This is a genomic window from Rhodococcus sp. OAS809 (assembly GCF_040546695.1).
In the GTDB taxonomy this organism is placed as follows: Bacteria; Actinomycetota; Actinomycetes; order Mycobacteriales; family Mycobacteriaceae; genus Rhodococcus_F; species Rhodococcus_F qingshengii.
On sequence record NZ_JBEPOI010000002.1, the window covers coordinates 2,842,157 to 2,864,833 of the forward strand.

Below are 22,677 nucleotides of genomic sequence, written 5' to 3' on the forward strand. Positions count from 1 at the left end.
ACCCGGGAGTTGGCACCCTTTGCTGACAGTTGGCACCCGTTCCGACCTGCCGGAACGGGTGCCAGCCCCATGAAATGGGTGCCAACTCCCAGCGAATCCACAGATCCACCCGGTACCGTCGAAAACGAATCAGTCATCTCACAAAGGACATTCATATGCTCACCAACGCCATCAACGCTTTCCTCGCACTCTGGGGCAGCGCCTCCGTCGGCAGCAGTGGATACCAGATCCCGCCGGGAACCCTTCCCTTCGGTTCCTGAGACAGGACAACAGAACCCGCTGAGCGCACTTCGCGCTCAGCGGGTTCTCTGTTTCGCCGACCTATATCTACCGGTCCAGAACGTGATCCACCAATTGATTCTCCTGACCTGCGACCAAGGCCTCGGCATCACCGGCGTCCACATGACCGAACCAGGTACCGCCGGGGTTCGCGATCACCAACGGCCCCAGGTTGCACGGGCTCAGACAACCGGTTCCGGTCACCTTCGACGAGGTACCTTTGGCCGCCGCGCTCATCGCCCGGTGCAACGGTCCTGCTCCGTACGCCATACAGCGAGGGCCCTTGCACACCAACAGATGCCTATCGTGCTGCTCGATCACGGACCACGCCGGACTGCGATACGACGCCGGACTGGCAGTGATCGGCTTTCCGGCCGCGCCGAGTTCATCGATCACCTGCGCGGCCACGGCACCTTCGAGCGTTTCCGATTCGTGGAGCGTCACTTCCAGTTCGGCGTCGATTCGGGTTTCGCGCCAGTTCGCAACCGCCTTGCTTGTCCACGTGAGCAGGTACCGATCCCTCGGCACCGCAACTGGAATCAACACGACCTTGTCGACGTCATCGACATGGGCTCGATCGAGTTCCTCGTGAAGGCTCGGCGAAGCGACATCGAGGTACGCAACGCGAACGTCGGCGTCGGTGCCCGCCTGAACAGCGTCGAACATCCGTCGCGCGGCCGACTCGTCGAGGCCGCTGACGGTCGGCCGCAGTACGACAATCACCCGACGCGAGCACCGGTTGTTGCTCATGCCGACGGCGCGGTTGTCCAGTCGATCCCGCTCGACGGAGCGAGTCCGAACTCTTCGATCTTCGCGCGCAACTCTTCCGCGCCGTAGATATTGGGGAATCCACTGGTGAACATGGCGAGCGGGAGTATGACGAAGCGGTTCTGCTTGACGGCGTCGAGATCGCGTAGGCCTTCTCGGCTCTTGATCGCGTCGATCTTGCCCTGTACTTCGTCAGCGCTCTTCTTGTAGTCCATGATCACGATGACGTCGGGTTCTGACTTCGCGACGGTCTCCCAGCTCGCCTTGAACCAGGTGTTGTCGACGTCGGCGAACACGTTGGTTCCCCCGGCGACGTCGATGATTCCGTTGGGGGCTCCGTTGCCTCCGCTGGTGTACAGATCTTCTTCACCGCTGTCGTAGATCAAAACCTTCGGCTTGTCGGCGGCATCTGGCGCGGACTCCAGACGTGCCAAACGTGAATCCAATTCGGTCAATGCCTCGGCGGCGGTGTCCTCGGTTCCGAACAGCTTTCCGTAATTGGTCACGTCCGCACGAAGGGCATCCCACGGACCCATCGTGCCGAGCGCGGAATCCGCTGCGGCACTCTGCCGACAACTATCGGAGATCACATATGAGTCGATGTTGTTGCTCTGCAGCGATTCCGGCGTCACACCGGAGGCGCCCTTGAACAAGCCACTGTAGGAGCCGACCACCAGGTCCGCCTGCTTACCCAGAATCGTCTCCATCGTGATCGTTCCGTCCAGGTGTGGGACGTCCGCAATTCCAGGGCCGAACATCGACTCCATGACCGCGTCGTTGTTCGTGTTCAACACGACGGCCGCGAGACGATCCAAACCGCCGACTCGGAGAATGGTGCCGATATTGGCCGCATTGCTTGTCGCAACGACGTTCTCGATCGGAAGCTGGAAAGTGCTTTCGGTCCCGCAGTTCTCCAATGTCACCGAAGTCTTGTCTGCAGCTTCGTCCACCGGTGCAGTTGCCGAGCAGCCGGCAACTGTCAACAACGCTGTCGCGGCTACAACCGCACCGAACGACGCTCGAGTCTTGACCTGTATCAAAGTGCACTCTCCGAAAATGATTGTTGTAGTTGAGAATTTCGTGATTCGAATACGAGGTGTGAACGGCCTGTCGCGGGGTTCACGAGCTCGAAAGTCTCGACGCCGAAGACAGTTGCCACCACCGAGGTGGTGAGTACGTCGGATGGATGTCCGAACGCCCTGGCCACTCCATCCGCGAGCACGAGCACCCGATCGCACACTGCCGCAGCCAAATCGAGGTCGTGCAGTGCCATGATCACCGTCCGGTCCAACGACCGGACCAGATCGAGCAGTTCGAGTTGATGCCGGATGTCGAGATGATTGGTCGGCTCGTCGAGGATGAGCACACCGGCGTCCTGCGCGAGACCTCGGGCGAGAAACACCCGCCGACGCTCACCGCCGGAAAGCGTGTCCATCGAAGAGAACCGGTGCTCGATCATTCCGACCTCGCCCAGAGCACGATCGACGACGGCATTCTCGTGCTTTCCACCGACGCTCCAGGGCTTTGCATGTGGTGTGCGGCCCAGACTCACGTACTCGTGAACCAACAAATCGGCGGGACTCTGCTCTTCCTGCGCCACAAAGGAAATGGCTTTGGCCCTCGACCGCGCGGACATCGCGTGCACGGACTCGCCGCCGACACGAATGTCACCGCCGGCGATCGGCCCGAGACCGGCGAGAGCACGCAAGAACGTCGACTTGCCCGAGCCGTTCGGACCAACCACGCCGACCACTGCGCCGGCGTCGGCCGCGATGTCGACGCCTTTGACGATGGTTCGACGGTCGATGCGGACAACTACTCCGGACGCGGTCAGCGCCAGGGCTCGGGCGCTCACGAACTGCCACCGAATCGGTAGCGCCGACGGCCGAGAAGCAGGAGAAACAGCGGTGCACCGATCACCCCGGTCACCACGCTCAGCGGGATCTCGGTCGGCCGCAACGAGGTCCGCGCCACGACGTCGACCCACACCAGGAACGACGCGCCGATCAGTGCTGCCGCCGGCAACACCACTCGATGTCTGGCTCCGACAAGCATGCGTGTGACGTGCGGTATGACCAGGCCTACGAAGGCGATCGCGCCGGACACCGCAACCATCGTGCCGACCAACGCTGCCAGCACGCCGAACAGCACGTTTCGCAGGGTTCGGATGGGAATACCGAGCGAAGCCGCGACGTCCGGCCCGGCCGCCAGCGCGTCCAGCCAACCGTGCAGGGCGAACACCGCTGCCGTCAGCAGGAACACAACGATGACCGGCGCCCACAACTTGTCCCAGGATGCCCCGGCCAAACTTCCCAGGAGCCAGAACAATACGGACTGCGCGGCCTGGGAATCATTGGTACGCAGCACCAGAAAACTCGCGATCGCCGACAGGGCGGATGCGGTAACGGTGCCGGTCAGAACCAATCGCAGTGGAGTGATACCGCCTTGCAGCGTCGCGATGGTGAAGACGAGAATCGCAGCTCCCAACGCCCCGATCATCGCGCCGAAACTGAGCGCCCACACTCCCGCGCCGGCGAACAGTCCGGTGGTGATGACGGCGGTGGCACCGACACTCGCGCCGGACGACACTCCCAGCAGGTGGGGATCGGCAAGAGCGTTACGGACGAGGGTTTGCACCACCGCGCCGGCGACGGCAAGACCAGCGCCGACGGCCAGACCGAGCAGTACCCGAGGTGCTCTGATCCCCCACACGATCGCAAGTTCGGAACGCGTGACGGGTGGGCCTCCAAAGCGCGAGTGCACCACGTCCACCACAGTGGACACGGGGAGCATCTCGGATCCGAATGCCAACGCGCACACAGCAGAGAGCACGGCGACGACCAGCAGAGCGGGCAGCACGATACCCGGACTGAGCCGTCCTCGCGGCGCACCAGCCTTCGGCGAAAGCAGGTGGGTAGGTGGAGACAGAGCTCCGCCAACAGCATTCATGGTGTGACCGATCCATCCTCGTGGCATGACACAACGTCAACGAGGGTGGTATCTGGCTACGGTCGACGCAGGGACGACCTCACAGTGGCGGGACCGCGCCGGAATTGCACCGACTTCCCATTACCTCGATGATGACGTCAGAACCATAACGGACCGCGGTCACCATTCTCGACACCGGATCAAGATTGCGACCCGATCATCGATCTCGCGTGCCGTACGACGGCTTCCGTTCGCACTCGAAGTTCTTCGGGTGAATCCGATTCCAGCACAACCCGATGCACCTGGCTGTCCACGGCAGTCACAGTCAGCCGCGACGTCAGCAACGCATCGTCCGCACTGAAACCGCGGCTCTGCAAGTACTCCGAAAAACCCAGTACCAGTTGCCGATTCATTTTTTCGACCTGCTCGATGAGCTCGCGCGTACGCGGAACCTGATCGTAGAGCAGGTGAAAGAACTCTCGTGGCTTACTGTTCACTTCGACCGCGCACTCCACCAACATCCGGACGGCCTCGTCCGGGGTGAGCTCACGCTCGACGATGTCGGCATGGCAGAGCGCAAAACTCTCCCGCGCAGCACTCACGTGACGGTTCGCCAACTCCGAGAGGATCTCGTACTTGTCGCCGAAATACTGGTAGAGCGAGCCCACCGACACCCCTGCTTCGTCAGCGATCCGGTTGGTGGTCGCTGCCATGGCTTCCGAAGCGAAAACGCGAGTAGCTGCCTCCAGGATCGCGTCGTAGGTAGCCCTCGAGCGCTGCTGGGAGGGCCTTTTCCGCCGAGTCGACACGGTCCTCCGATGCGAGTTGTCAGCCGCGACGCCGATACCGAGAATTGTGTAGGTGACCAGCGCCGATTACTCGAAGTTTATGCCCGACCGGTACACCGACCACATGCCGGCGCCGACCCCGACGTGGTGGGAGTGGAACGGCAACACCGTCCACGTCGCACGGGCCGTGGTTCCAGACGCGCCGGTTCGTGTTCTCGGCATCCACGGCGCCGGCGGCTACTCGGGCGCGTTGTGGCCGTTCGCCGGGATCGGCGTGAAACTCGGAGCCGAAGTCCTCTTCCCTGACCTTCCGCTGTACGGCGACACCGTCGTAGCCGATCCCGCCGGCGTCCGGTACGAGCAGTGGGTCGATCTCCTCTGCGATCTCGTCCGGGCCGAGAAGGCAGCCGACGATCGGCCGCTGGTGTTGTTGGGAGCCAGCATCGGCGGTCTGCTGGCCTACGAGGTAGCCGCGCGGACCGGTCTGGCCGACGCCGTCGTCGCTACCTGCCTGCTCGATCCCTCGGATCCATCGGCCAGAGCTGCCGCGGCGCGGTTCGGCCCGATGGGTGTCTACAGCGCTCCCCTGATGCGGCGCACCGAACGACTGGTGGGCCGTATCCGCGTGCCCATCCGTTGGGTCGCCGACGTGGCGAACATGAGCAGCAATCGGGAGCTCGCAACGCTGTGCGCAACCGATCCGCGCGGTGGCGGTGTTCGGGTGCCACTCGGATTCCTCAGCAGCTACTTCTCGTTCGAGCACACCGCACCCGAAGCATTTCGGACGACGCCCGTTCTGCTCACCCACCCGGCCGACGACCGATGGACGCCACCCGAACTGAGCCTGCAGTTCCTCCGCCGCATCAACGCACCCACCGAATTCGTGATGCTGGACGGGTGCGGGCACTTTCCCGTCGAAGAGCCGGGCCTGACGCAGTTCCACGACGCCGTCGCCACACTGCTGCACTCCGTCGCCGAGCGTCACCGCACGAAACCGTCGTCACCCGCCTAGCCTGAGAATCGTGAGCACCGAAACGGAAGCATCGGCCGACGAGAGCACCACGACAGTCGTACTGGCGTTTGCGGCGAACGCGCTGATCGCCGGTGCCAAGACGGCGGCCGCCATCGTCACCGGATCTGCATCGATGGTCGCAGAGGCCACCCACTCCTGGGCCGATACCGGCAACGAAGTGCTGCTGCTGATCGCGAACCGCCGCTCGAAAAGGGTTCCCGACCGAGACCAGCCACTCGGCTACGGCCGGGAGGCATACATCTGGTCGATGTTCGCCGCTCTCGGACTGTTTGCACTCGGCGCGGGTGTCTCGATCACTCATGGCATCCAGGAACTGTTCCATTCCGAACCGGCGTCCGACTTCGGTGTCGCCTACGCCGTCCTCGGCGTCTCGTTCATCCTCGAAGGCATCTCGTTCCGGCAGGCGTACAAACAACTCCGAAACGAAGCGTCCGCCGTGAACCGCGACGTCATGACCCAGGCACTCAACACATCCGACCCGACGACTCGGGCCGTGTTCGCCGAAGATGCTGCGGCACTTATCGGTTTGGTCATCGCGTTCGTCGGTGTTCTGTTGCACCAGGTCACCGGTTCGCCGATCCCCGACGCCCTCGGCTCCATCTTCGTCGGCATTCTCCTCGGGGTCATCGCAATCATTCTGATAGATCGGAACCGCCGCTTCCTGGTCGGCGAAGAGGCCTCACCGACGCTGCGGGCAGCAGCCGTCGAAGCTCTCACTCAACTACCCGAAATCAACCGAATCACGTTCCTACGCATGGAATACCTCGGGCCGCGGCAGGTCTACCTGGTGGCCAGCGTCGACCTGGTCGGTGACTACGCGGAATCCCGTGTGGCCCACACGTTGCGCGAACTCGAGCGCTCACTCGAGCAGAGCCCACGTGTCGTGCGGGCGATCCTGACCCTCTCGACCCCCGAAGAACCGTCGATCACAGTCTGAACTTCCTGCCGGGCGATAGGCTCGGGCGATGCGCGCACTGATCGTGATTCTGGCGGTTCTGGGATTTGTCGTCGGGGGAATTCCCCTGGTGGGCAGTCTGATCGACGTGATGACCAGTCCTGACGAGACCATCGTCTATCAGGGTTCCTACGTACCACTGCGCGGCGTACAGATGGCTCGGGACTACGAGTCGTCGTTGAACATCGCTTTCGACGCCCGATCGGACAATCCACGCTGGCTCGTCCTGGCCTGCTATCCCCTGATCGGAGCAGCACTGGGCGCTCTGACTGCCGTCGTACTGGGACGTCGCGGGTGGCACCTGACGCGAGCCTGAACAGACGCCGATGGCCACCCGCCGTCTACACGAGGGTGGCCATCGAAGAAGGAGTGCTTCAGATGTACATCGCCGGATCGATGTAGCTGTTCGGGTCCACCAGTTTTTCCTTGGTGGTCCGTGGCCGCGCCACCGCCGGGATACCCGTCGCGATGGATTCGGCCGGAACATCTCTGGTGACAACGGCATTGGCGCCGATAGCGCTACCTTCACCGATGACGACAGGTCCGAGGATCTTGGCACCAGCGCCGACGGTTACCCGATCACCCAGCGTCGGGTGACGTTTGACCTGTTCGAGCGAGCGACCACCGAGAGTGACGCCGTGATAGAGCATCACGTCGTTACCGACCTCGGCCGTCTCCCCGATCACGACGCCCATGCCGTGGTCGATGAAGAACCGTCGACCGATGGTGGCACCGGGATGAATCTCGATGCCGGTGACGAAGCGTGTCAGCTGCGAGAGCACTCGCGCCGGGCCGCGTAGCGCAGGGACGGCCCACATGCGATGTGCAACCCGATGCGCCCAAATAGCATGCAGCCCTGAATAAACGAGCGCGTTCTCCACATTGCTGCGCGCGGCAGGATCCTGACCGCGCGCAGCCTGCAGGTCCTCGCGAATTGTCCCGAGGATACTCACAAGTCTCAGTCCCGGATGTGTTCGAACAGCGGGGTGGAGATGTAACGCTCGCCGAAGTCACACACGACAGCCACGATCAGCTTGCCGGCGTTTTCCGGACGCTTCGCCAACTCGAGTGCTGCCCAGACGATGGCGCCGGACGAGATGCCGCCCAGGATGCCTTCTTTGGTGCCGAGTGCGCGAGCGACCTCGATGGAATCGGGGAACGAGACGTCGATGATCTCGTCGTAGATCTCGCGATCGAGGACGTCGGGCACGAAGTTCGCGCCGATTCCCTGGATCTTGTGGGGGCCGGGCTGGCCACCGTTGAGGATCGGCGAGTCGATGGGCTCGACGCCCACGATCTTGACCTCGGGCTTGTACTTGCGAAGGGTGCGTCCGACGCCGGTGATAGTGCCGCCGGTGCCGATGCCGGACACGAAGATGTCGACGGCGCCGTCGGTGTCGGCCCAGACCTCTTCGCCCGTCGTTGCCTCGTGGATGGCCGGGTTGGCCGGGTTCGCGAACTGGCTGGCCGAGACAGCGTTCTCGGTCTGCTCGACGATTTCCTTGGCCTTGGCGACCGCACCGGCCATGCCCTCGGATCCCGGGGTCAGCACGATCTCGGCGCCGTAAGCACGCAGCATCACGCGACGCTCGGTGGACATGGTCTCGGGCATGGTCAGGATGACCTTGTAGCCGCGAGCAGCACCGACCATGGCGAGTGCGATACCCGTGTTACCGCTGGTTCCCTCGACGATGGTGCCACCGGGCTTGAGTGCACCGGACTTCTCGGCGGCGTCGATGATCGCCACGCCGATCCGGTCCTTGACGCTGTTGGCCGGGTTGTAGAACTCGAGCTTGACGGCGACCTGTGCGTCCAGGCCCTCGGTCAGACGGTTGAGCCGCACGATCGGGGTGCGCCCGACCAATTCGGTCACGTTGTTGTAGATCCCGCTCATATCTGGTCCTCCTGAGGATCGAGTGTGTCGACCCGCTCGCTGATCACTGCTTTACGGCTGAACTGCATAACGGCTGAACTGCTTAACGGCTACAGGCAAGGGCATACAGACGACCGATGCCGCATCGGTTCATCAAATTGAACCAATGCGGCATCAGGCCACTACATACGGGGGCGGTTTATCAGGCCAACCGCTGCTTCAGAGCTTCGAACTCGTCGCGAATGCCGGTCGGCAGCTTCTCGCCGACGAAGTCGAACCACTCTTCGATGAGCGGGATCTCGGCCTTCCACTCGTCGATGTTGACCGCGAGAGCCTCGGTGATGTCGGCGTCCGACACGTCCAGGCCTTCGATGTCGAGTGCCGATCCGGTGGGAACGACGCCGATCGGGGTGTCGATACCGGCAGCCTTGTGCTCGATACGCTCGACGATCCACTTCAGGACGCGAGAGTTCTCGCCGAAGCCTGGCCACAGGAAGCGTCCGTCGTCGCCGCGGCGGAACCAGTTGACGTAGAAGACCTTGGGGAGCTTGGACGCGTCGGCCGACTTGCCGAGGTCGATCCAGTGCTGGAAGTAGTCACCGACGTTGTAGCCGAGGAACGGCAGCATTGCCATCGGATCGCGGCGAACCGTACCGACCTGGCCTTCGGCTGCTGCGGTCTGCTCGGAGCCGACCGTTGCACCCATGAAGACGCCGTGCTGCCAGTCGCGAGCCTCGGTGACCAGCGGAACCGTCGTCTTGCGGCGTCCGCCGAACAGGATTGCCGAGATCGGCACGCCCTTCGGGTCGTCCCACTCGGGAGCCATGATCGGGCACTGCGACATCGGGGTGCAGTAACGCGAGTTGGGATGAGCCGCATGGGTGCCCGACTCGGGCGTCCACTCGTTGCCCTTCCAGTCGATCAGGTGCTGCGGGTCGCCTTCGAGGCCTTCCCACCAGACGTCACCGTCGTCAGTCAGAGCGACGTTGGTGAAGACCGTGTTGCCCTGGTCGATGGTGCGCATGGCGTTGGGGTTCGAGGACCAGTTGGTGCCGGGAGCCACGCCGAAGAAACCGAATTCCGGGTTGACGGCGTACAGCTGTCCGTCCTCACCGAAACGCATCCAGGCGATGTCGTCGCCGAGGGTCTCGGCGCGCCACCCGGGGATGGTCGGCTGGATCATCGCGAGGTTGGTCTTGCCACAAGCGGAGGGGAATGCCGCCGCGATGTAGTAGGCCTTGTCCTCGGGCGAGATGAGCTTGAGGATGAGCATGTGCTCGGCCAGCCAGCCCTCGTCGTGCGCCATTGCCGAGGCGATACGCAGCGAGTAGCACTTCTTGCCCAGGAGAGCGTTTCCGCCGTAGCCGGAACCGAAGCTCCAGATCTCACGATCCTCGGGGAAGTGGGTGATGTACTTGGTGTCGTTGCACGGCCACGCGACGTCTTCCTGGCCTTCGGCCAGCGGAGCGCCCAGCGAGTGCAGCGCCTTGACGAAGAATCCGTCGGTGCCGAGCTTGTCGAGAACCTTGCTGCCCATGCGGGTCATGACGCGCATGGATACGACGACGTACTCGGAATCGGTGAGCTCGACGCCCAGCTTCGGGTCCTCGGCGTCGAGGGGGCCCATGCAGAACGGCACGACGTACATGGTGCGTCCACGCATGCAACCGCGGTACAGGTCACCCATGAGGGTGCGCATCTCCGCCGGGTCCATCCAGTTGTTGGTGGGACCTGCGTCGATTTCTTCCTTCGAGCAGATGTACGTACGCGATTCGACTCGCGCGACATCGGACGGATCGGAGTTGCCGAGGAAAGAGTTCGGCTTCTTCTCGTCGTTGAGGCGGGTGAAGGTTCCTGCCTCGACCAACTTCGTTGTCAGTCGGTCCCATTCTTCGTCCGAGCCGTCTGCGAAGACGACGCGATCAGGCTGGGTGAGTTCGGCAACCTCTTGCACCCATGCAAGCAGTTCCTTGTGCTGCGCGGGGGGCGTGCCGTCAGTTCCATTGAGACCGGGAATGGTCGCTGAGGTCATCAAACTCTCCTGGGGTGAGCCGGAACCGGGTTCTCGTGACACCGGATGCGAACTGCAGCGCCCCGATACCAGTCGATCCCGGTGTCCCCCTCTCGACGGGGTCCAGCCGCGTCATCCACTCACGTGGATTTCACGGACGCCGGGTGTCCTATGTATTGAGGTTAACGCTGGCTGTTCACCTGCAGGTAATCGGGTGCGGTCAGAAATGTCACAGAAACGATTCAGTTGGTGTGTTCAGGTGCCTACCCGGCGCTCAGAGCACATAAACGGAAGCTTTTCAGAGCGCTCCGGCATCGATTTTCTGCCACACGAGGGCGCCTTCGTCGTCTCGACTGCATTCCCAGGCCGAGTAGTCGCCGTCCGACTCGATCATCGTGAGGCGATCGGCGCTACCGTCGCGATCGAAATCGGACACGATCACGACGGCGTCGTCGGAGTGGACGACACGGCTGTCGACCGTTCCGTCACCGTCCAAGTCGAGGGCGTCGAAGTTCAGGTCGCCGGCATCGACCGGTCCCGACGCGGGCCCGAAGGTCTCGGGCTCGATACGCCCAGGATCGAGCGCTTCGGCTTCGTGCCCGTCGATGTGTCCGGCCGTGATCAGAAATGCGTCCATTACTCCCCCTACTGGATGGTGACCTACTGCTTCGGCAACCCCTACCGAAACCGTCCGCTCAGTATTACCAGACCCCGACGATCAGTCGTGGCCGAAATTGCCGCACTGTGGAGAACTCTGCACTCGCGGAATGATCAGTAGGCGGTGTTCAAAACGGCGAGGTCGCGCTCGCACGACGCGAGCTGACCCGATCTGGCCGCGGCGAGCTCACGAAGTTCACCGTCGATCTCCACGATTCGAGCCTGCGCCGACGCCAACTGCTCGCGACTCTCCGCCATGATCGCCGCTCCCAGATCCGCCTCGGCCTCGAGCAGCACGCTCTGCACTCGCTGCTCCCACTGAGCGCGAACCGCCGACATCGATTCGACGATCCACGACCTGGAGTGGGCACGATCGGCCGTCAGCCCGCGAGTTCGCGCCAACCACCACGCCGCGGCGCCACCCAGAATCAACGTCACGGGGATACTTGCGAACTCCAAGGCCGGAATCATTTCCAGCGGAGTCACTGCGATACGGCCGAGGCCGAGACCCGCGGACGCGCCGACAAGAATTGTCACCCGGTCCTCGTTTCCGCGCTGACGGCCCGGCAGGCCCTCCGGAATCTGCGGGGAAGGCATGTATCCGTTCGTCCCCGCAGATTCCACCGCTGCCGCCATCGCGGCGTCGAACACCCGGGTGTGATGGTCGACCTCGTGCTGCAGTCGCGTCGGCACGCTGCCCAATTCGGCTCGCGAGGCCGCATCGACCCAGGCACGTGCCCCGGCGACCGTCGCCCGGGTTGCTTCGGCGATTTGTTGTGACAGATCCCCGCGCGCTCGTTGCAGTCGGCTTCGCACCTGCACCAGGCGTTCGCCTCGCCGGCCGTCACGGTCTGCGAGCAGCTGCGATCGCTCGGCCCGCAGTTCGGCACCAGGAACACTGTCACGTAGATTCCGGATCTCCATCTCGATCATCCGGCGCGTCTGTGCGATGACTCCGGAATCCGAACCACCTGCTTCCCTCTCCCGTGCCGCCCGGCTCACGACCGCAACGAGTGACTGCTCCTGACCAGGCGCAATCGGGACCACCGGAGCCTGAGCAAAAGCGGTGCAGTGCGAAGCGAGAATCTCGGCATCACGCCAGCGCACCGCCTGCCAGTCTCGATAGACGTCGACGCGGGTCAGCGCCACCACCACCGGGGTTCCGCTCGCCGCAGCGTCGCCGAGGAGAAGGAGATCCTCGCGTCCGATCACACTGGCGGCGTCGACGACCAGAAGTACGACGTCGGCGTCCACCTCGCGTGTCACTGTCGAACAGTCATCCGAAGCATCGAACATCTGCGCGACGTCTTCCCGTCCACACCTTGGTGGACCGACAACGTAAATGCGAGTGTCACTGGATGTTTCGGCGGCGACCCGGCGACCCGGATCGGATGCCGGATTCCATCGCTGCACCACGCGCAGCACCGAATCCGGAAGTACCGAAACGCTATTCATCGGTCACCGCCGGGGCAGAGCGATCGCCTCCGAGCTGCGCCCACCGACGCACATACCCGCGTCGAATCAGTGAGACCCTTTGTTGCGGACACTGTTCCGACTCGTCCACGAGCTCGCCCCACCACCGGCTGCACGTGCCCGCGTCGTCAGCGGTACGAGGATCGGGAGGCTCGCCTTGAAGCAGGGCTCGAATTTCGGGGCTCATCATCGCCGCCGCAGCGCCGAACAACACCGCGGAGTCCGAACTCAGATACAACTCGATCTCGTCCCTGCCCGCAATGCTGCGCGAGGCAGATCGCCTCAGCGCCGGGCCGATCTGCTCGACCCGGCCCCACCACTGCGCCTCCAGAACAGGTCCGAGAGCCGCGAACAACTCTTCGACGCCGCGCCCGGTCAGTGTCTCCACCGGAACCGTGTGCACGCCGACGTTCTCGGAGATTTCCGCGGCCCGTCCCAGCGCCTCGTCCCAGCGCGGACCGAACAAGTCAGCCTTGTTCGCAGCGACGACCACACGATCGGAAACTCGGGCAATGGCTCGGCCGTCGACGTCGCGGACCGCGTCGACCACCACGTAGACAACGCAACGACGACCCAGATCGGGGTTCGACGTTCCAGGGACATCGAATGCCCTCGACTCGGTCACCACAACCGGTGCGCCGACAACTCTGCGCGAGAACCGGTCGTCGCGCCTCAGGATTCGCGCCAACGACGACCGCCCCACCCCGGCCCGTCCGGCGACCACCAGCTCGAGCGGCGCAGTCAGCGATCCGAGCACGGAGTGAACCACCTCTGCGGCTCCCGAATCGATCGACGTCAGCCGATATGCCAGAGCGCGCAACTGATCGATCGGCTCCGAGCAGGCGTCGTCGATCGATTCTGCGGGCAACATTCGTGACCAATTACTGCATGCAAATCCTGTGTTCATCCCCACCCCACGCCCCCATCGTGTCGGTGAGATTCTGTCAGGTTCTCGGCAAGGACGGCAGGTGACACCACCCTTTCGCCGACAGTCCGAAGTCGACGGTTTCAGGACTTTCCGTGGAAAGTCTCAACTCAAACTTCAGACCCGTCTGCGCTAAACGGGGGTCATGCGTGACAATGGGTTCGTGAACGAAGCCGATCAGCATGCACCGCAGACCCCTGACACGGGGCAGACGGACCACACCAAGGGGCCCCGTCTCCATCCGAGAGTGACCAGCTTTCGCTCTCGCCGGGGTGCGCTGACCGACGCACAGCAGCAGGCTTGGGACCGTCAGTGGCCGCTCATCGGCGCCGACGTCTCGGACACACCGCTCGACGCGAACGCCTGGTTCGGACGTGAAGCACCCCTGATCATCGAGATCGGTTCGGGTACCGGCACCGCGACGGCCGCAATGGCCAAGGCGGAACCGCACGTGAACCTGATCGCGATCGAGGTGTACCGCCCCGGGCTCGCGCAGCTTCTCCAGCAGGTCGAACGCGAAGAAATTCCCAACGTCCGCGTACTGCGCGGTGACGCGATGGACGTACTCGAGAACATGGTCGCCCCCGAATCGCTGACGGGCGTCCGGGTGTTCTTCCCGGATCCGTGGCCCAAGGCCCGACATCACAAGCGTCGCCTCCTGCAGGGGCCGACGTTCGCGCTGATCGCCAACCGTCTCAAGCCTGGCGGAGTGCTGCACGTGGCAACCGATCACGCCGAGTACGCCGAATGGATCGAAGAAGCCGGCAATGCCGAGCCGCTGCTGACCGCACTCGACTGGGAGTCTCCGATGACCCACGAGCGTCCGGTCACCAAGTTCGAGGACAAAGCCCATAAGGTCGGAAGTGCAATCACCGAGCTTATATGGGGGAAGATCAGAGCATGAGCGTCAGCGAACAGCTATCCGACGACGTGACGTCGTCGGAATCTCCTCTCGACTTCGGTCGTGACTCCCGCCACCCCAAGCGGGTGCTTCTGGTCTGGGACGCCCCTAACCTCGACATGGGCCTCGGCGCCATCCTCGGTGGCCGGCCTACCGCCGCCTACCGGCCACGATTCGACGCTTTGGGTCGTTGGCTGCTCTCTCGCACCGCCGAACTGTCCGCACAGAACAGCGGCACGCTCGAGCCTGAAGCGACCGTCTTCACCAACATCGCGTCCGGCAGCGCCGACGTCGTTCGTCCTTGGGTCGAAGCCTTGCGTAACGTGGGTTTCGCGGTGTTCGCCAAGCCGAAGGTCGATGAAGACAGCGATGTCGATTCGGACATGCTCGAGCACATCGCGCTCCGGTACGGCGAGGGCCTCGCCGGAATCATGGTCGCGTCCGCCGACGGCCAAGCGTTCCGCGAACCTCTTGAGGACATCGCAGCAACCGGCATCCCGGTCCAGGTTCTCGGGTTCCGTGAACACGCCAGCTGGGCTGTGTCGTCCGATATCTTGGACTTCGTCGATCTCGAGGACATCCCAGGTGTCTTCCGTGAGCCTCTGCCACGGGTAAGCCTGGACACCCTGCCCGACGAGGGCGCCTGGTTGCAGCCGTTCCGACCGCTTTCTGCCCTGCTCATCGGGCGAAAAAGTGTTGCCGAGTAGGAGTTGATCAGTGTTCGCCAGCTGGGGAAGCATCGTCTATCGAGCCCGCTTCACCGTCATCGCTGTCATGGTGGCGGGGCTCCTCGGGCTCGCTGCGTACGGCCTGAGCCTGCAGGATCATCTCAGCCAGAGCGGCTGGGACGATCCGGGGTCGGAATCGGTAGAGGCTGCCAAACTCGCTGACGGCACGTTCGGACGCAGCACGACGGGTGACGTTCTGGCGCTGTACACGGCGCCGGAGGGCAAGACCGTCGACGACCCCGAGTTCCAAGCGAAGGTCATCGACAATCTGCAGCGACTCGTCGCCGACAACCCCGACCAGATCATGAAGATCAACGGCTCGTACTTCAAGGTCGACAACGGTCTCTCGGTGGCGGCCCTGGCGGACAAGACCAAGCAACACGCGGTCACCAGCATCGCGATCGCCGGAGACAACGACACCGCGGTGTCCAACAACTTCCGCGACGTCGAGTCGCAGTTCTACATCGACGGCGTCGACGTGCAACTCGCCGGCCTGCAACCTGTCGCGAATTCGCTCAACGACACGATGGCCAACGACATCAAGCGCATGGAAATGCTCGCGATTCCTGCTGTCGGTGTCCTGCTGTTCTTCGTCTTCGGTGGCGTCGTCGCTGCTGCCCTCCCGTTGATCGTCGGCGGTCTGACCGTCATCGGCGCCAACGGCATCATTCGACTGATCACCAACTTCACCGAGGTCAACGCGTTTGTTGCGCCCGTGGTCTCTCTGGTCGGCCTGGGTCTCGCGATCGACTACGGACTGTTCATCGTCAGCCGTTTCCGAGAAGAGATAGCCGAGGGGTACGACACCCCGACCGCTGTACGCCGAACGGTCATGACGGCGGGTAGAACGGTCATGTTCTCGGCGACCATGGTTGCCGTCAGCCTCGGCGGTCTGCTGTTGTTCCCGCAGGGCTTCCTCAAATCGGTGGCTTACGGCGCCATTGCTGCCGTCATGCTTGCCGCGATCTCGTCCATCACGATTCTTCCCGCGATTCTCGGCATTCTCGGCAAGCGGATCGACGCGCTGACCTTCAAGAAGCTGCGCCAGACCAAGACCAACGAGGAAATCGAGAACGGTTTCTGGGGCAAGCTCACCCGCTGGGTCATGCAGCATCCGCTCAAGGTCGCGGTCCCGATCGTCGCGGCTCTACTGCTGATGATCATTCCGCTGACGGGCATCAAGTTCGGCGGTATCAACGAGACGTACCTGCCCCCGGACAGCCCCACGCGTGTCGCGCAGGCGCAGTTCGACGAACTCTTCCCCGGCAATCGCACCGAGCCCGTTCGACTCGTCATCGAGGGAGCCGACAACACCACCCTCGGTCAGATTTCCAAGACCGCAAATGCTGCGCCGGGTCTGGTCGAGAAGTTCACCCCGGAGGTTGCGACGAAGGACGGTGTCAACGTCCTCAAGGCCGGTCTGACGGAGCGGAACGAGGCACGTCCCACCATCGACTATCTGCGGTCCGCGGACTGGCCCGAGGGCACAACTGTGCTGGTCGGCGGTACTCCGGCCATCGAGCAGGACAGCGTCGACGCATTGCTCGATCGTCTGCCGCTGATGGTCGTATCCGTCATCCTGCTGACGACCTTGCTGATGTTCTTGACGTTCGGCTCGCTCGTCCTGCCCATCAAGGCCGCATTGATGAGCGCGCTCGGACTGGGTTCGACGCTCGGAATCCTGACCTGGATCTTCATCGACGGGCACGGTTCCGGTCTCTTGAACTTCACGCCGGGACCGATCATGTCTCCCGTCCTGGTGTTGATCATCGCGATCGTCTACGGCTTGTCGACCGACTACGAAGTGTTCCTGCTCTCCCGCATGGTCGAAGCGCGCGCGCAGGGCGCGAGTACTACCGAATCCATCCGTATCGGCACGGCACATACCGGCCGGATCATCACCGCTGCCGCACTGATTCTGATCGTGGTCACCGGCGCATTCGGCCTGTCCGATCTGGTGATGATGAAATACATCTCCTACGGCATGATCTCCGCGCTGATCATCGACGCGACTCTCATCCGAATGTTCCTGGTCCCCGCGACCATGAAACTGCTCGGCGACGACTGCTGGTGGGCTCCGGCCTGGATGAAGCGGATCCAGCAGAAGATCGGGCTGGGCGAGCCGATCCTCGACAACGAGCTGGTACTCGCGAACGTCCCGCAGATCGCGCCTGTCGGTGCGATCGCCGGACCGGGGCAGCCGCGCAAGATCGAAGCGGCCTCGCGGGTCATGCCGCCGCCTGCCCCGGCTGCACAGCCGGAAAGCGGACCTCGCGTTCCCGATCCTCTCACCGAGCCCATTCCGCTCAGCGAAATGGCGATCAAGGCACCCAACACGGAGGCTCCCGCCGCGGAGAAGCCGGCACCGCGACGTCGTCTCGATATCGGGAGTGCAGCCAGCGCCCCCCAGAACCTGATCGAGGCACCGGTACCCAATCCCTCGTACCGGCCGCAACCGAATGCCAGCGACAAGCGCAGAAACCCCACGCCCGCTGCGCCGGCCGAGCGTCCCATCGAGAGTTGGTTGTCGGACCTGCGGGCCCGGGAACAGACTCCCCCGGCCTCACGTCCACTGCCGGTGGTCCGGACGCCTTCGCGGACAAACGGTTCGGCGACCAACGGTGCTGCCAGCAGCAGTTCAGGCTCCAACGGCGCGAGCCGGAACGGCTCCGCAAACGGTGCTACCAACGGCTCTGCAACAAACGGTTCAGCCCCGACCTCGGTGGAGGCGACCCCCCAGTCGCCGCCTCCACCGACCGCTCCGGAGCGTCGTAACGGGGTTTTCACGGATTCGCCTTCGCCTACCAACGAGCCCCGAGTCTCGGACGCCACCCCTGACGGCGACGACAACGCCACCGGCAGGCACCGGCCTGACGACGCAGGCGCCATCAGCGTGAGCGAGCTCATCGCTCGCCAGAAGCGAAGCTGACCTGCTCCTGCTCCTGCTTGGCGAAGGCTCGTGCATAACGTGTCCCGACCAGCAGGAGCAGCAAGCCGACCACCAGGAAGGCAACGCTGCGCACCAGCCCACTGAGTGTGGCCAGGTCGAAGAGGAACAGCTTTGCCACGGCCGCACAGGTGAGAGCAAGCCCGGCTCCGAGCAAGACGCGAGCGTGCTGGCGGTTGTTCAATCCGAGCACCAGCGCTGACGTGGCGGCAAGCATCCAGACGATGGTTGCAACGCTGTGCCCGGCAACGAAACCGGTTGCACTGTCGAAAATTTCGACGCCGGATGAGACGAGCGCGCACGTCACCGCGTAGAGGGCACCGAACCCTGCGCCCGCCCATAGAACCGCCGCGTTGGAATCGGCAATCAACTTCAGTCGGTGAATCGCCCAGACCAGCATCACCAGCGCGCCTATCGCCGTCAGGCTCGAGAGCGCCGTCATCGCACCGAGTTGCCTGGACGCGGCGCGAGCGGTCGTCAACGCTTCCGGCGGAACCGTCGTGAGGTATCCGATCGATCCGATTGCCGCAAAGACGGTTCCGAGGGCGAAGACGAAGCGCGAACCCGCATACAGCGAGACTCCGAGGAAGATCATTCCGACCGTGAGGATCAGCGGTACGACCAGAGATTCAGTCGCCCCGGAGAAGCAGCAGAGCAACAATGCGAGGGCGCCGGTTGCGCCCAGTCCGAATCGCAGTTGCGTCGGCAAAGGCTTGGCCGCCGCTGCAGCCGAAAGAAGTAGTGCCGCAGCAATTCCGTACAGCACTGCGGATTCGGTGCGCCCGAGCACGGCTCCGACGCACATCAGCGGAAGGGACGAGACGACAAAGGTAGCGGTGGACCACGCCCCTGCAATGCCGTCACGCGAGGGCGAACCCGTCCACTGCATAACCATCGCGCAGCCGGCCCCCACGATTGCAACCACGCCGGCACTGATCACCAATTGCACTGCACTGTTACCGGATTCGCCGAAGATGGACTCCGACGCTATCGCTGCGAGCAGTGCGAGAACCACCGGTGCGGTGCGCGCCATGCCCAGGTATTTCCAGTCACGACCGAGCTGGGCGGAGAATGTCGCCGATTGGATCGCGAAGAGGAAACCGATGAGGGTCAACGATATTCCCGACGTCAACACGGGAGCCAGCAGCGCTGCTCCCAGAACGATCATGAGCGCCAGCGATTCGGAATCCCACTTCACGGCGAGGGCAACGCCGGCGGCGGCGATTCCGAAGGCAATCACCACCGCGAGCGGTGTCGTCACCCAACCGTAGAGAACGGAGGCTGCGACGACATCGAGATACATCCCTGCAAAACCGGTGGCAGCCAGGGCAATTGCCCCCACTTTGCCCCCTGGTCGTCCGTGGACCCGCACCCCGGCAAACACCAAGGCGCCGGAAAGGAGCGCACCGCCGAGCACCCGCAGCGGAGGTCCGAAGAATCCGGCCTGCGCTGCAAGTACCAGCAGCATCACGACGCCGATCAGTGTGACGGCAACACCGGCCGCGGCCAGGAGTCGACTGATGACACCGTCGCGTTGCCACCAGGGCTGGCGAGGTGCGGCAACCGGATACGTCGGCGGCTGCCACGCGGGCACGCTCTGCTGAGAACGCATTGGCGGCATCTGCGGCACCTGTGGCACCGGAGCTGCGGGTGCCGGGACTACCGCCATGGGCGGGGTCGCAGTAGCCGAGGCCAGCTGAGTCTGCAGGATCGACAGGTTCTGGCCCATGTGACGCAACTGCCGGCCGATGCTGTCGCACTCGGCCGAGAGGGCGGTCACCAGTCGCGGATCGACGGCGGAAGAGCTCGGTGTGGTCATGGCTTCGAGCTTGCTGCGTGGCCGAACCGATCAGATGAGTAGTACTACTCGATCAGCCTGAGGACTTCTCGTACTCAACTGAGGACACCTTCGACTGACTGCATCATCGACTGACAGGGCACTAACGCCGAGGTGCCGCGTTCCGCAATCGTTCGGACAGAAGCCGACCCGAAGTGTGAAGCGGAGCGGGATCCTGACGCGCCCGAGCAAGGACCAGCGCGCCCTCGAGTGCGGACAGAGCGAGAATTGCCTCGGACTCGGCGTCTTCGCGGGACCAACCGTCTGCCTCGAGGCGCTGAGCCAGCAGTGCGAGCCACGAGTTGTACCCGTCCGCACAAGCACCGCGGATGACCTCGGATTCGGTTGCGGCATCCAGTGTTGCCGTAGCCAGGGCGCATCCACGTTCGTAGTCCGAATCCGACAAACGCGCAGCCAATGCGGCGGCGAATGCCGAGATCGCGGTGGCTGCATCGGGTGAGCTCTCCAGCAGGTGCCGGATGAAATCGGCCATTGCCTCGCCACGTCGTCTCAGAGCCTCGCCTGCGAGTTCTTCCTTGCCTCCGGGAAAGTGAAAGTACAAGGAACCTTTGGTAGTCGCACTAGCCGAGAGAACTTCCGACACCCCCGTTCCGGCGTAACCCTTCCGCTGCAACAGATCGGCAGCGGCATCGACCAACAAATCCCTCGTAGACATACGTTCAATATACCGATCAGTACACATATCGACAACACTTGAAGTGCATAAATTGTCAAAACCTTGCATCACTAGACCGATTGGTACATGATTCGGGAATCAACAAACCGGAGCGCGGCCAACGACGCTCACGACGACGAAGGACTGAATCGATGTCACCGAATTCCCCGAACAACACCACCACGACCGTCCTCGGACCGGACGAAGACCTCGCCGGGACCCTCGCGGCCACCGGCGTCCGGATGATGGTTCGTAACAATCAAACCGAGGGCGGTTTCTCTCTTGTACAACACCGCATCGCTCCGCATTCGATGACCTCACCGGTCCATCGCCACAGCCGGGAAGACGAGTACACGGTGGTTCAAAGTGGCCGCGTCGCAGCGCTGGTCGGAGACGAGGTCGTCTACGCGGAGACCGGCGCCATGATCTTCAAACCGCGTGGCCAGTGGCACGCCGTGTGGAATCCCGACGACGCTCCAGCGCGGATTCTCGAAATCATCACGCCCGGAGGAATGGAAGACCTGTTCGAACTGATGCCGAAACTACTGGCCGAAGCAGGTTCCGCCGCGGAATCGGTTGCAGCGCGGGTAGAAGCAGACTTCGGGATCGAATTCGATCTCGTTGCCACCGCCGAGATCGCACAGACACACGGTGTGGGATTCGGCATCGAAAGTCACTGACCGACTGTCAGCACCTACCGATCGAAGGAAAATTCATGCTTGTACTCACCGGAGCAGAAGACCTCAGCGCCAACCTGAACCAAGAGTTGGGCGTCAGCGACTGGCACGATGTCACCCAGGAGTCCATCGACGAGTTCGCCCGGGTCACCGGCGACGATCAGTGGATTCACGTCGATGTGGATCGCGCGAAGGAGTCACCGTTCGGCGGAACCATCGCGCACGGCAACTACACGCTCTCACTCGGCCCCAAGTTCTCGTACGCAATGTTCTCGCTCGAAGGTTTTGCGTTTGCTCTCAACTGCGGATTCGACAAGGTCAGGTTGCCTGCTCCGCTTCCGGTCGGCTCTCGTGTCCGCATGCGCGCGACGTTGAGCAAAGTCGAACCGATCAACGGCGGTGTCCAGATCACGGTGACGCAGACGTTCGAACGAGAACACGGTGACAAGCCCGTGTGCGTCGCCGAAATGTTGACCCGCGCGTATCACTGAAAGGTCAGGAGCCGAACATCTTTCGAATCGTGGTACCGAAGGGATGCTTCGCGGTGACACTGCCGAATCGCACCTTGCCGTGCACCACCAGATGCAGCGGGCCCATCTGTGGGCCGGACCGAACCTTGTTCGACGCGCTTCCGCCGACTGCCTCGACACCGTTCATGTCCACCGTCGCCTCTTCGGGAACGATCAGTGAAATCGAGCTGGCGTAGTCGTCGATCGAGATGTTCACGACCTGCGTCTGCATCACCGCGCGCGTGAAATCGATAGTCACACTGGACATTCTGGTGTCGACCACGACAGCTGGTGGAACGATCCAGGCACCGTTCCGCGTCACCGTCGCCATTCGTCCACGGATCACGGCAGCATTTGCCGCTCCGTAAGTACCTACAACCGGAGCCCCGACGGGAGCGCGGTAAGGCGGGCTCGGGTGAACCGGCGGCGGTTGGGGTTGGTACGTCGGCGCCGGGTAGGGCTGGCCTTGGTACATCGGCTGACCCGCATTGGGATACGCGGGTGGGTCGTAGTCGGAGATCAGTGTGATGCCCGGAAGATCGGCGAGAACCGAGTTGAGCTCACCTCGTGTCTTTGCGGCCAAGGCAGTGTCCATGCGCTCGGTGAACTCACCGAGCGAGAGCATCCCTTGACCGACAGCTTTCTGCAGCAGCTCGCCGACATGCTCTCGTTCGGCATCGGATACGCGTAGATTCCTGGCCTCCATGATTTC

Annotated in this window: 22 protein-coding genes and 1 riboswitch; of the genes, 8 read left to right on the forward strand and 14 right to left on the reverse strand. The window is 63.2% G+C overall.

Annotated features, from left to right (window positions below; translation table 11 throughout):
• Positions 1-327: 327 nt before the first annotated feature.
• The 5 genes from ABIE52_RS16340 to ABIE52_RS16360 form a co-directional block, all read right to left on the reverse strand.
• The gene (locus tag ABIE52_RS16340; protein WP_192711995.1) at positions 328-1,029 is read right to left on the reverse strand and encodes a (2Fe-2S) ferredoxin domain-containing protein; all 702 of its coding nucleotides are present in this window, start codon (positions 1,027-1,029) and stop codon (positions 328-330) included.
• A complete protein-coding gene (locus tag ABIE52_RS16345; protein WP_192711994.1) occupies positions 1,026-2,087 on the reverse strand; it encodes an ABC transporter substrate-binding protein in 1,062 nt (353 codons plus the stop codon). The genes ABIE52_RS16340 and ABIE52_RS16345 overlap by 4 nt, the downstream gene beginning before the upstream one ends.
• On the reverse strand, positions 2,084-2,902 hold the full coding sequence (locus tag ABIE52_RS16350) for an ABC transporter ATP-binding protein (protein ID WP_058039151.1): 819 nt from the start codon (positions 2,900-2,902) through the stop codon (positions 2,084-2,086). Before ABIE52_RS16350 ends, ABIE52_RS16345 begins: the two co-directional genes overlap by 4 nt.
• Positions 2,899-3,906 (reverse strand): FecCD family ABC transporter permease, encoded by a 1,008-nt coding sequence (locus ABIE52_RS16355; protein WP_007734507.1) that lies wholly within the window; start codon positions 3,904-3,906, stop codon positions 2,899-2,901. The genes ABIE52_RS16350 and ABIE52_RS16355 overlap by 4 nt, the downstream gene beginning before the upstream one ends.
• Before the next feature lie 117 nt (positions 3,907-4,023).
• A riboswitch (cobalamin riboswitch) is annotated at positions 4,024-4,159 on the reverse strand.
• A 16-nt stretch (positions 4,160-4,175) separates the two neighbouring features.
• Complete coding sequence (locus ABIE52_RS16360; protein ID WP_073511967.1) at positions 4,176-4,784, reverse strand: TetR/AcrR family transcriptional regulator; 609 nt, start codon at positions 4,782-4,784, stop codon at positions 4,176-4,178.
• A gap of 52 nt (positions 4,785-4,836) precedes the next feature.
• Here ABIE52_RS16360 and ABIE52_RS16365 point away from each other — a divergent pair, with 52 nt between their 5' ends.
• The 3 genes from ABIE52_RS16365 to ABIE52_RS16375 are packed head-to-tail and all read left to right on the forward strand — an operon-like array spanning position 4,837 to position 7,067.
• Entirely contained in the window at positions 4,837-5,775 is a 939-nt protein-coding gene (locus ABIE52_RS16365; protein ID WP_192711993.1) for an alpha/beta hydrolase, read from the forward strand.
• 10 nt (positions 5,776-5,785) lie between these two features.
• Entirely contained in the window at positions 5,786-6,733 is a 948-nt protein-coding gene (locus tag ABIE52_RS16370; RefSeq protein ID WP_042452614.1) for a cation diffusion facilitator family transporter, read from the forward strand.
• 28 nt (positions 6,734-6,761) lie between these two features.
• Entirely contained in the window at positions 6,762-7,067 is a 306-nt protein-coding gene (locus tag ABIE52_RS16375; RefSeq protein WP_042452616.1) for a hypothetical protein, read from the forward strand.
• Positions 7,068-7,125: 58 nt separating this feature from the next.
• On the opposite strand, the gene epsC is transcribed toward ABIE52_RS16375, so the two are convergent.
• From epsC to ABIE52_RS16405, 6 genes are all read right to left on the reverse strand, one after another.
• Positions 7,126-7,704 (reverse strand): serine O-acetyltransferase EpsC, encoded by a 579-nt coding sequence (gene epsC / locus ABIE52_RS16380; RefSeq protein ID WP_003945907.1) that lies wholly within the window; start codon positions 7,702-7,704, stop codon positions 7,126-7,128.
• A gap of 5 nt (positions 7,705-7,709) precedes the next feature.
• Complete coding sequence (gene cysK / locus ABIE52_RS16385) at positions 7,710-8,645, reverse strand: cysteine synthase A (RefSeq protein WP_003945916.1); 936 nt, start codon at positions 8,643-8,645, stop codon at positions 7,710-7,712.
• Positions 8,646-8,826: 181 nt separating this feature from the next.
• Positions 8,827-10,656: a phosphoenolpyruvate carboxykinase (GTP) gene (locus tag ABIE52_RS16390; RefSeq protein ID WP_192711992.1), complete on the reverse strand. Its 1,830-nt coding sequence runs from the start codon at positions 10,654-10,656 to the stop codon at positions 8,827-8,829.
• A gap of 277 nt (positions 10,657-10,933) precedes the next feature.
• Positions 10,934-11,272 carry a DUF6802 family protein gene (locus ABIE52_RS16395; protein ID WP_052959802.1) on the reverse strand — a complete coding sequence of 113 codons (339 nt, stop codon included), beginning with the start codon at positions 11,270-11,272 and terminating at the stop codon, positions 10,934-10,936.
• Between the two features lie 134 nt (positions 11,273-11,406).
• A complete protein-coding gene (locus ABIE52_RS16400; protein ID WP_233272349.1) occupies positions 11,407-12,747 on the reverse strand; it encodes a hypothetical protein in 1,341 nt (446 codons plus the stop codon).
• Entirely contained in the window at positions 12,740-13,636 is an 897-nt protein-coding gene (locus ABIE52_RS16405; protein WP_192711991.1) for a GTPase domain-containing protein, read from the reverse strand. The genes ABIE52_RS16400 and ABIE52_RS16405 overlap by 8 nt, the downstream gene beginning before the upstream one ends.
• A gap of 199 nt (positions 13,637-13,835) precedes the next feature.
• Between ABIE52_RS16405 and trmB the strand changes: the two genes are divergently transcribed.
• Genes trmB through ABIE52_RS16420 form a run of 3 tightly spaced genes read left to right on the forward strand, consistent with a single transcriptional unit; the run spans position 13,836 to position 18,248 of the window.
• Positions 13,836-14,594 (forward strand): tRNA (guanosine(46)-N7)-methyltransferase TrmB, encoded by a 759-nt coding sequence (trmB, locus tag ABIE52_RS16410; RefSeq protein ID WP_192711990.1) that lies wholly within the window; start codon positions 13,836-13,838, stop codon positions 14,592-14,594.
• A complete protein-coding gene (locus ABIE52_RS16415) occupies positions 14,591-15,298 on the forward strand; it encodes an NYN domain-containing protein (RefSeq protein ID WP_003945733.1) in 708 nt (235 codons plus the stop codon). Before trmB ends, ABIE52_RS16415 begins: the two co-directional genes overlap by 4 nt.
• A 10-nt stretch (positions 15,299-15,308) precedes the next feature.
• Positions 15,309-18,248: an MMPL family transporter gene (locus tag ABIE52_RS16420; RefSeq protein WP_007734492.1), complete on the forward strand. Its 2,940-nt coding sequence runs from the start codon at positions 15,309-15,311 to the stop codon at positions 18,246-18,248.
• On the opposite strand, the gene ABIE52_RS16425 is transcribed toward ABIE52_RS16420, so the two are convergent.
• Both ABIE52_RS16425 and ABIE52_RS16430 read right to left on the reverse strand, forming a co-directional pair.
• Positions 18,223-20,085 (reverse strand): DUF2339 domain-containing protein, encoded by a 1,863-nt coding sequence (locus tag ABIE52_RS16425; protein WP_192711989.1) that lies wholly within the window; start codon positions 20,083-20,085, stop codon positions 18,223-18,225. The genes ABIE52_RS16420 and ABIE52_RS16425 overlap by 26 nt on opposite strands.
• Before the next feature lie 121 nt (positions 20,086-20,206).
• Positions 20,207-20,779: a TetR/AcrR family transcriptional regulator gene (locus ABIE52_RS16430; RefSeq protein WP_042920278.1), complete on the reverse strand. Its 573-nt coding sequence runs from the start codon at positions 20,777-20,779 to the stop codon at positions 20,207-20,209.
• 152 nt (positions 20,780-20,931) lie between these two features.
• Between ABIE52_RS16430 and ABIE52_RS16435 the strand changes: the two genes are divergently transcribed.
• Together ABIE52_RS16435 and ABIE52_RS16440 are read left to right on the forward strand one after the other, a co-directional pair.
• The gene (locus tag ABIE52_RS16435; RefSeq protein WP_042920280.1) at positions 20,932-21,459 is read left to right on the forward strand and encodes a cupin domain-containing protein; all 528 of its coding nucleotides are present in this window, start codon (positions 20,932-20,934) and stop codon (positions 21,457-21,459) included.
• 35 nt (positions 21,460-21,494) lie between these two features.
• A complete protein-coding gene (locus tag ABIE52_RS16440; protein WP_003945664.1) occupies positions 21,495-21,947 on the forward strand; it encodes a MaoC family dehydratase in 453 nt (150 codons plus the stop codon).
• 4 nt (positions 21,948-21,951) lie between these two features.
• On the opposite strand, the gene ABIE52_RS16445 is transcribed toward ABIE52_RS16440, so the two are convergent.
• Positions 21,952-22,671, reverse strand: coding sequence for a DUF1707 SHOCT-like domain-containing protein (locus ABIE52_RS16445; protein WP_007734485.1), 720 nt, complete (start codon positions 22,669-22,671; stop codon positions 21,952-21,954).
• Between the last annotated feature and the right edge of the window lie 6 nt (positions 22,672-22,677).

Excerpts from the sequence above, each read along its gene's own strand:
- ABIE52_RS16340 (WP_192711995.1), bottom strand. The coding sequence starts at position 1,029 with ATGAGCAACAACCGGTGCTCGCGTCGGGTGATTGTCGTACTGCGGCCG.
- ABIE52_RS16375 (WP_042452616.1), top strand. The coding sequence starts at position 6,762 with ATGCGCGCACTGATCGTGATTCTGGCGGTTCTGGGATTTGTCGTCGGG.
- cysK (WP_003945916.1), bottom strand. The coding sequence starts at position 8,645 with ATGAGCGGGATCTACAACAACGTGACCGAATTGGTCGGGCGCACCCCG.
- ABIE52_RS16390 (WP_192711992.1), bottom strand. The coding sequence starts at position 10,656 with ATGACCTCAGCGACCATTCCCGGTCTCAATGGAACTGACGGCACGCCC.
- ABIE52_RS16395 (WP_052959802.1), bottom strand. The coding sequence starts at position 11,272 with ATGGACGCATTTCTGATCACGGCCGGACACATCGACGGGCACGAAGCC.
- ABIE52_RS16400 (WP_233272349.1), bottom strand. The coding sequence starts at position 12,747 with ATGAATAGCGTTTCGGTACTTCCGGATTCGGTGCTGCGCGTGGTGCAG.
- ABIE52_RS16405 (WP_192711991.1), bottom strand. The coding sequence starts at position 13,636 with ATGTTGCCCGCAGAATCGATCGACGACGCCTGCTCGGAGCCGATCGAT.
- trmB (WP_192711990.1), top strand. The coding sequence starts at position 13,836 with ATGCGTGACAATGGGTTCGTGAACGAAGCCGATCAGCATGCACCGCAG.
- ABIE52_RS16415 (WP_003945733.1), top strand. The coding sequence starts at position 14,591 with ATGAGCGTCAGCGAACAGCTATCCGACGACGTGACGTCGTCGGAATCT.
- ABIE52_RS16425 (WP_192711989.1), bottom strand. The coding sequence starts at position 20,085 with ATGACCACACCGAGCTCTTCCGCCGTCGATCCGCGACTGGTGACCGCC.
- ABIE52_RS16430 (WP_042920278.1), bottom strand. The coding sequence starts at position 20,779 with ATGTCTACGAGGGATTTGTTGGTCGATGCCGCTGCCGATCTGTTGCAG.
- ABIE52_RS16435 (WP_042920280.1), top strand. The coding sequence starts at position 20,932 with ATGTCACCGAATTCCCCGAACAACACCACCACGACCGTCCTCGGACCG.
- ABIE52_RS16440 (WP_003945664.1), top strand. The coding sequence starts at position 21,495 with ATGCTTGTACTCACCGGAGCAGAAGACCTCAGCGCCAACCTGAACCAA.
- ABIE52_RS16445 (WP_007734485.1), bottom strand. The coding sequence starts at position 22,671 with ATGGAGGCCAGGAATCTACGCGTATCCGATGCCGAACGAGAGCATGTC.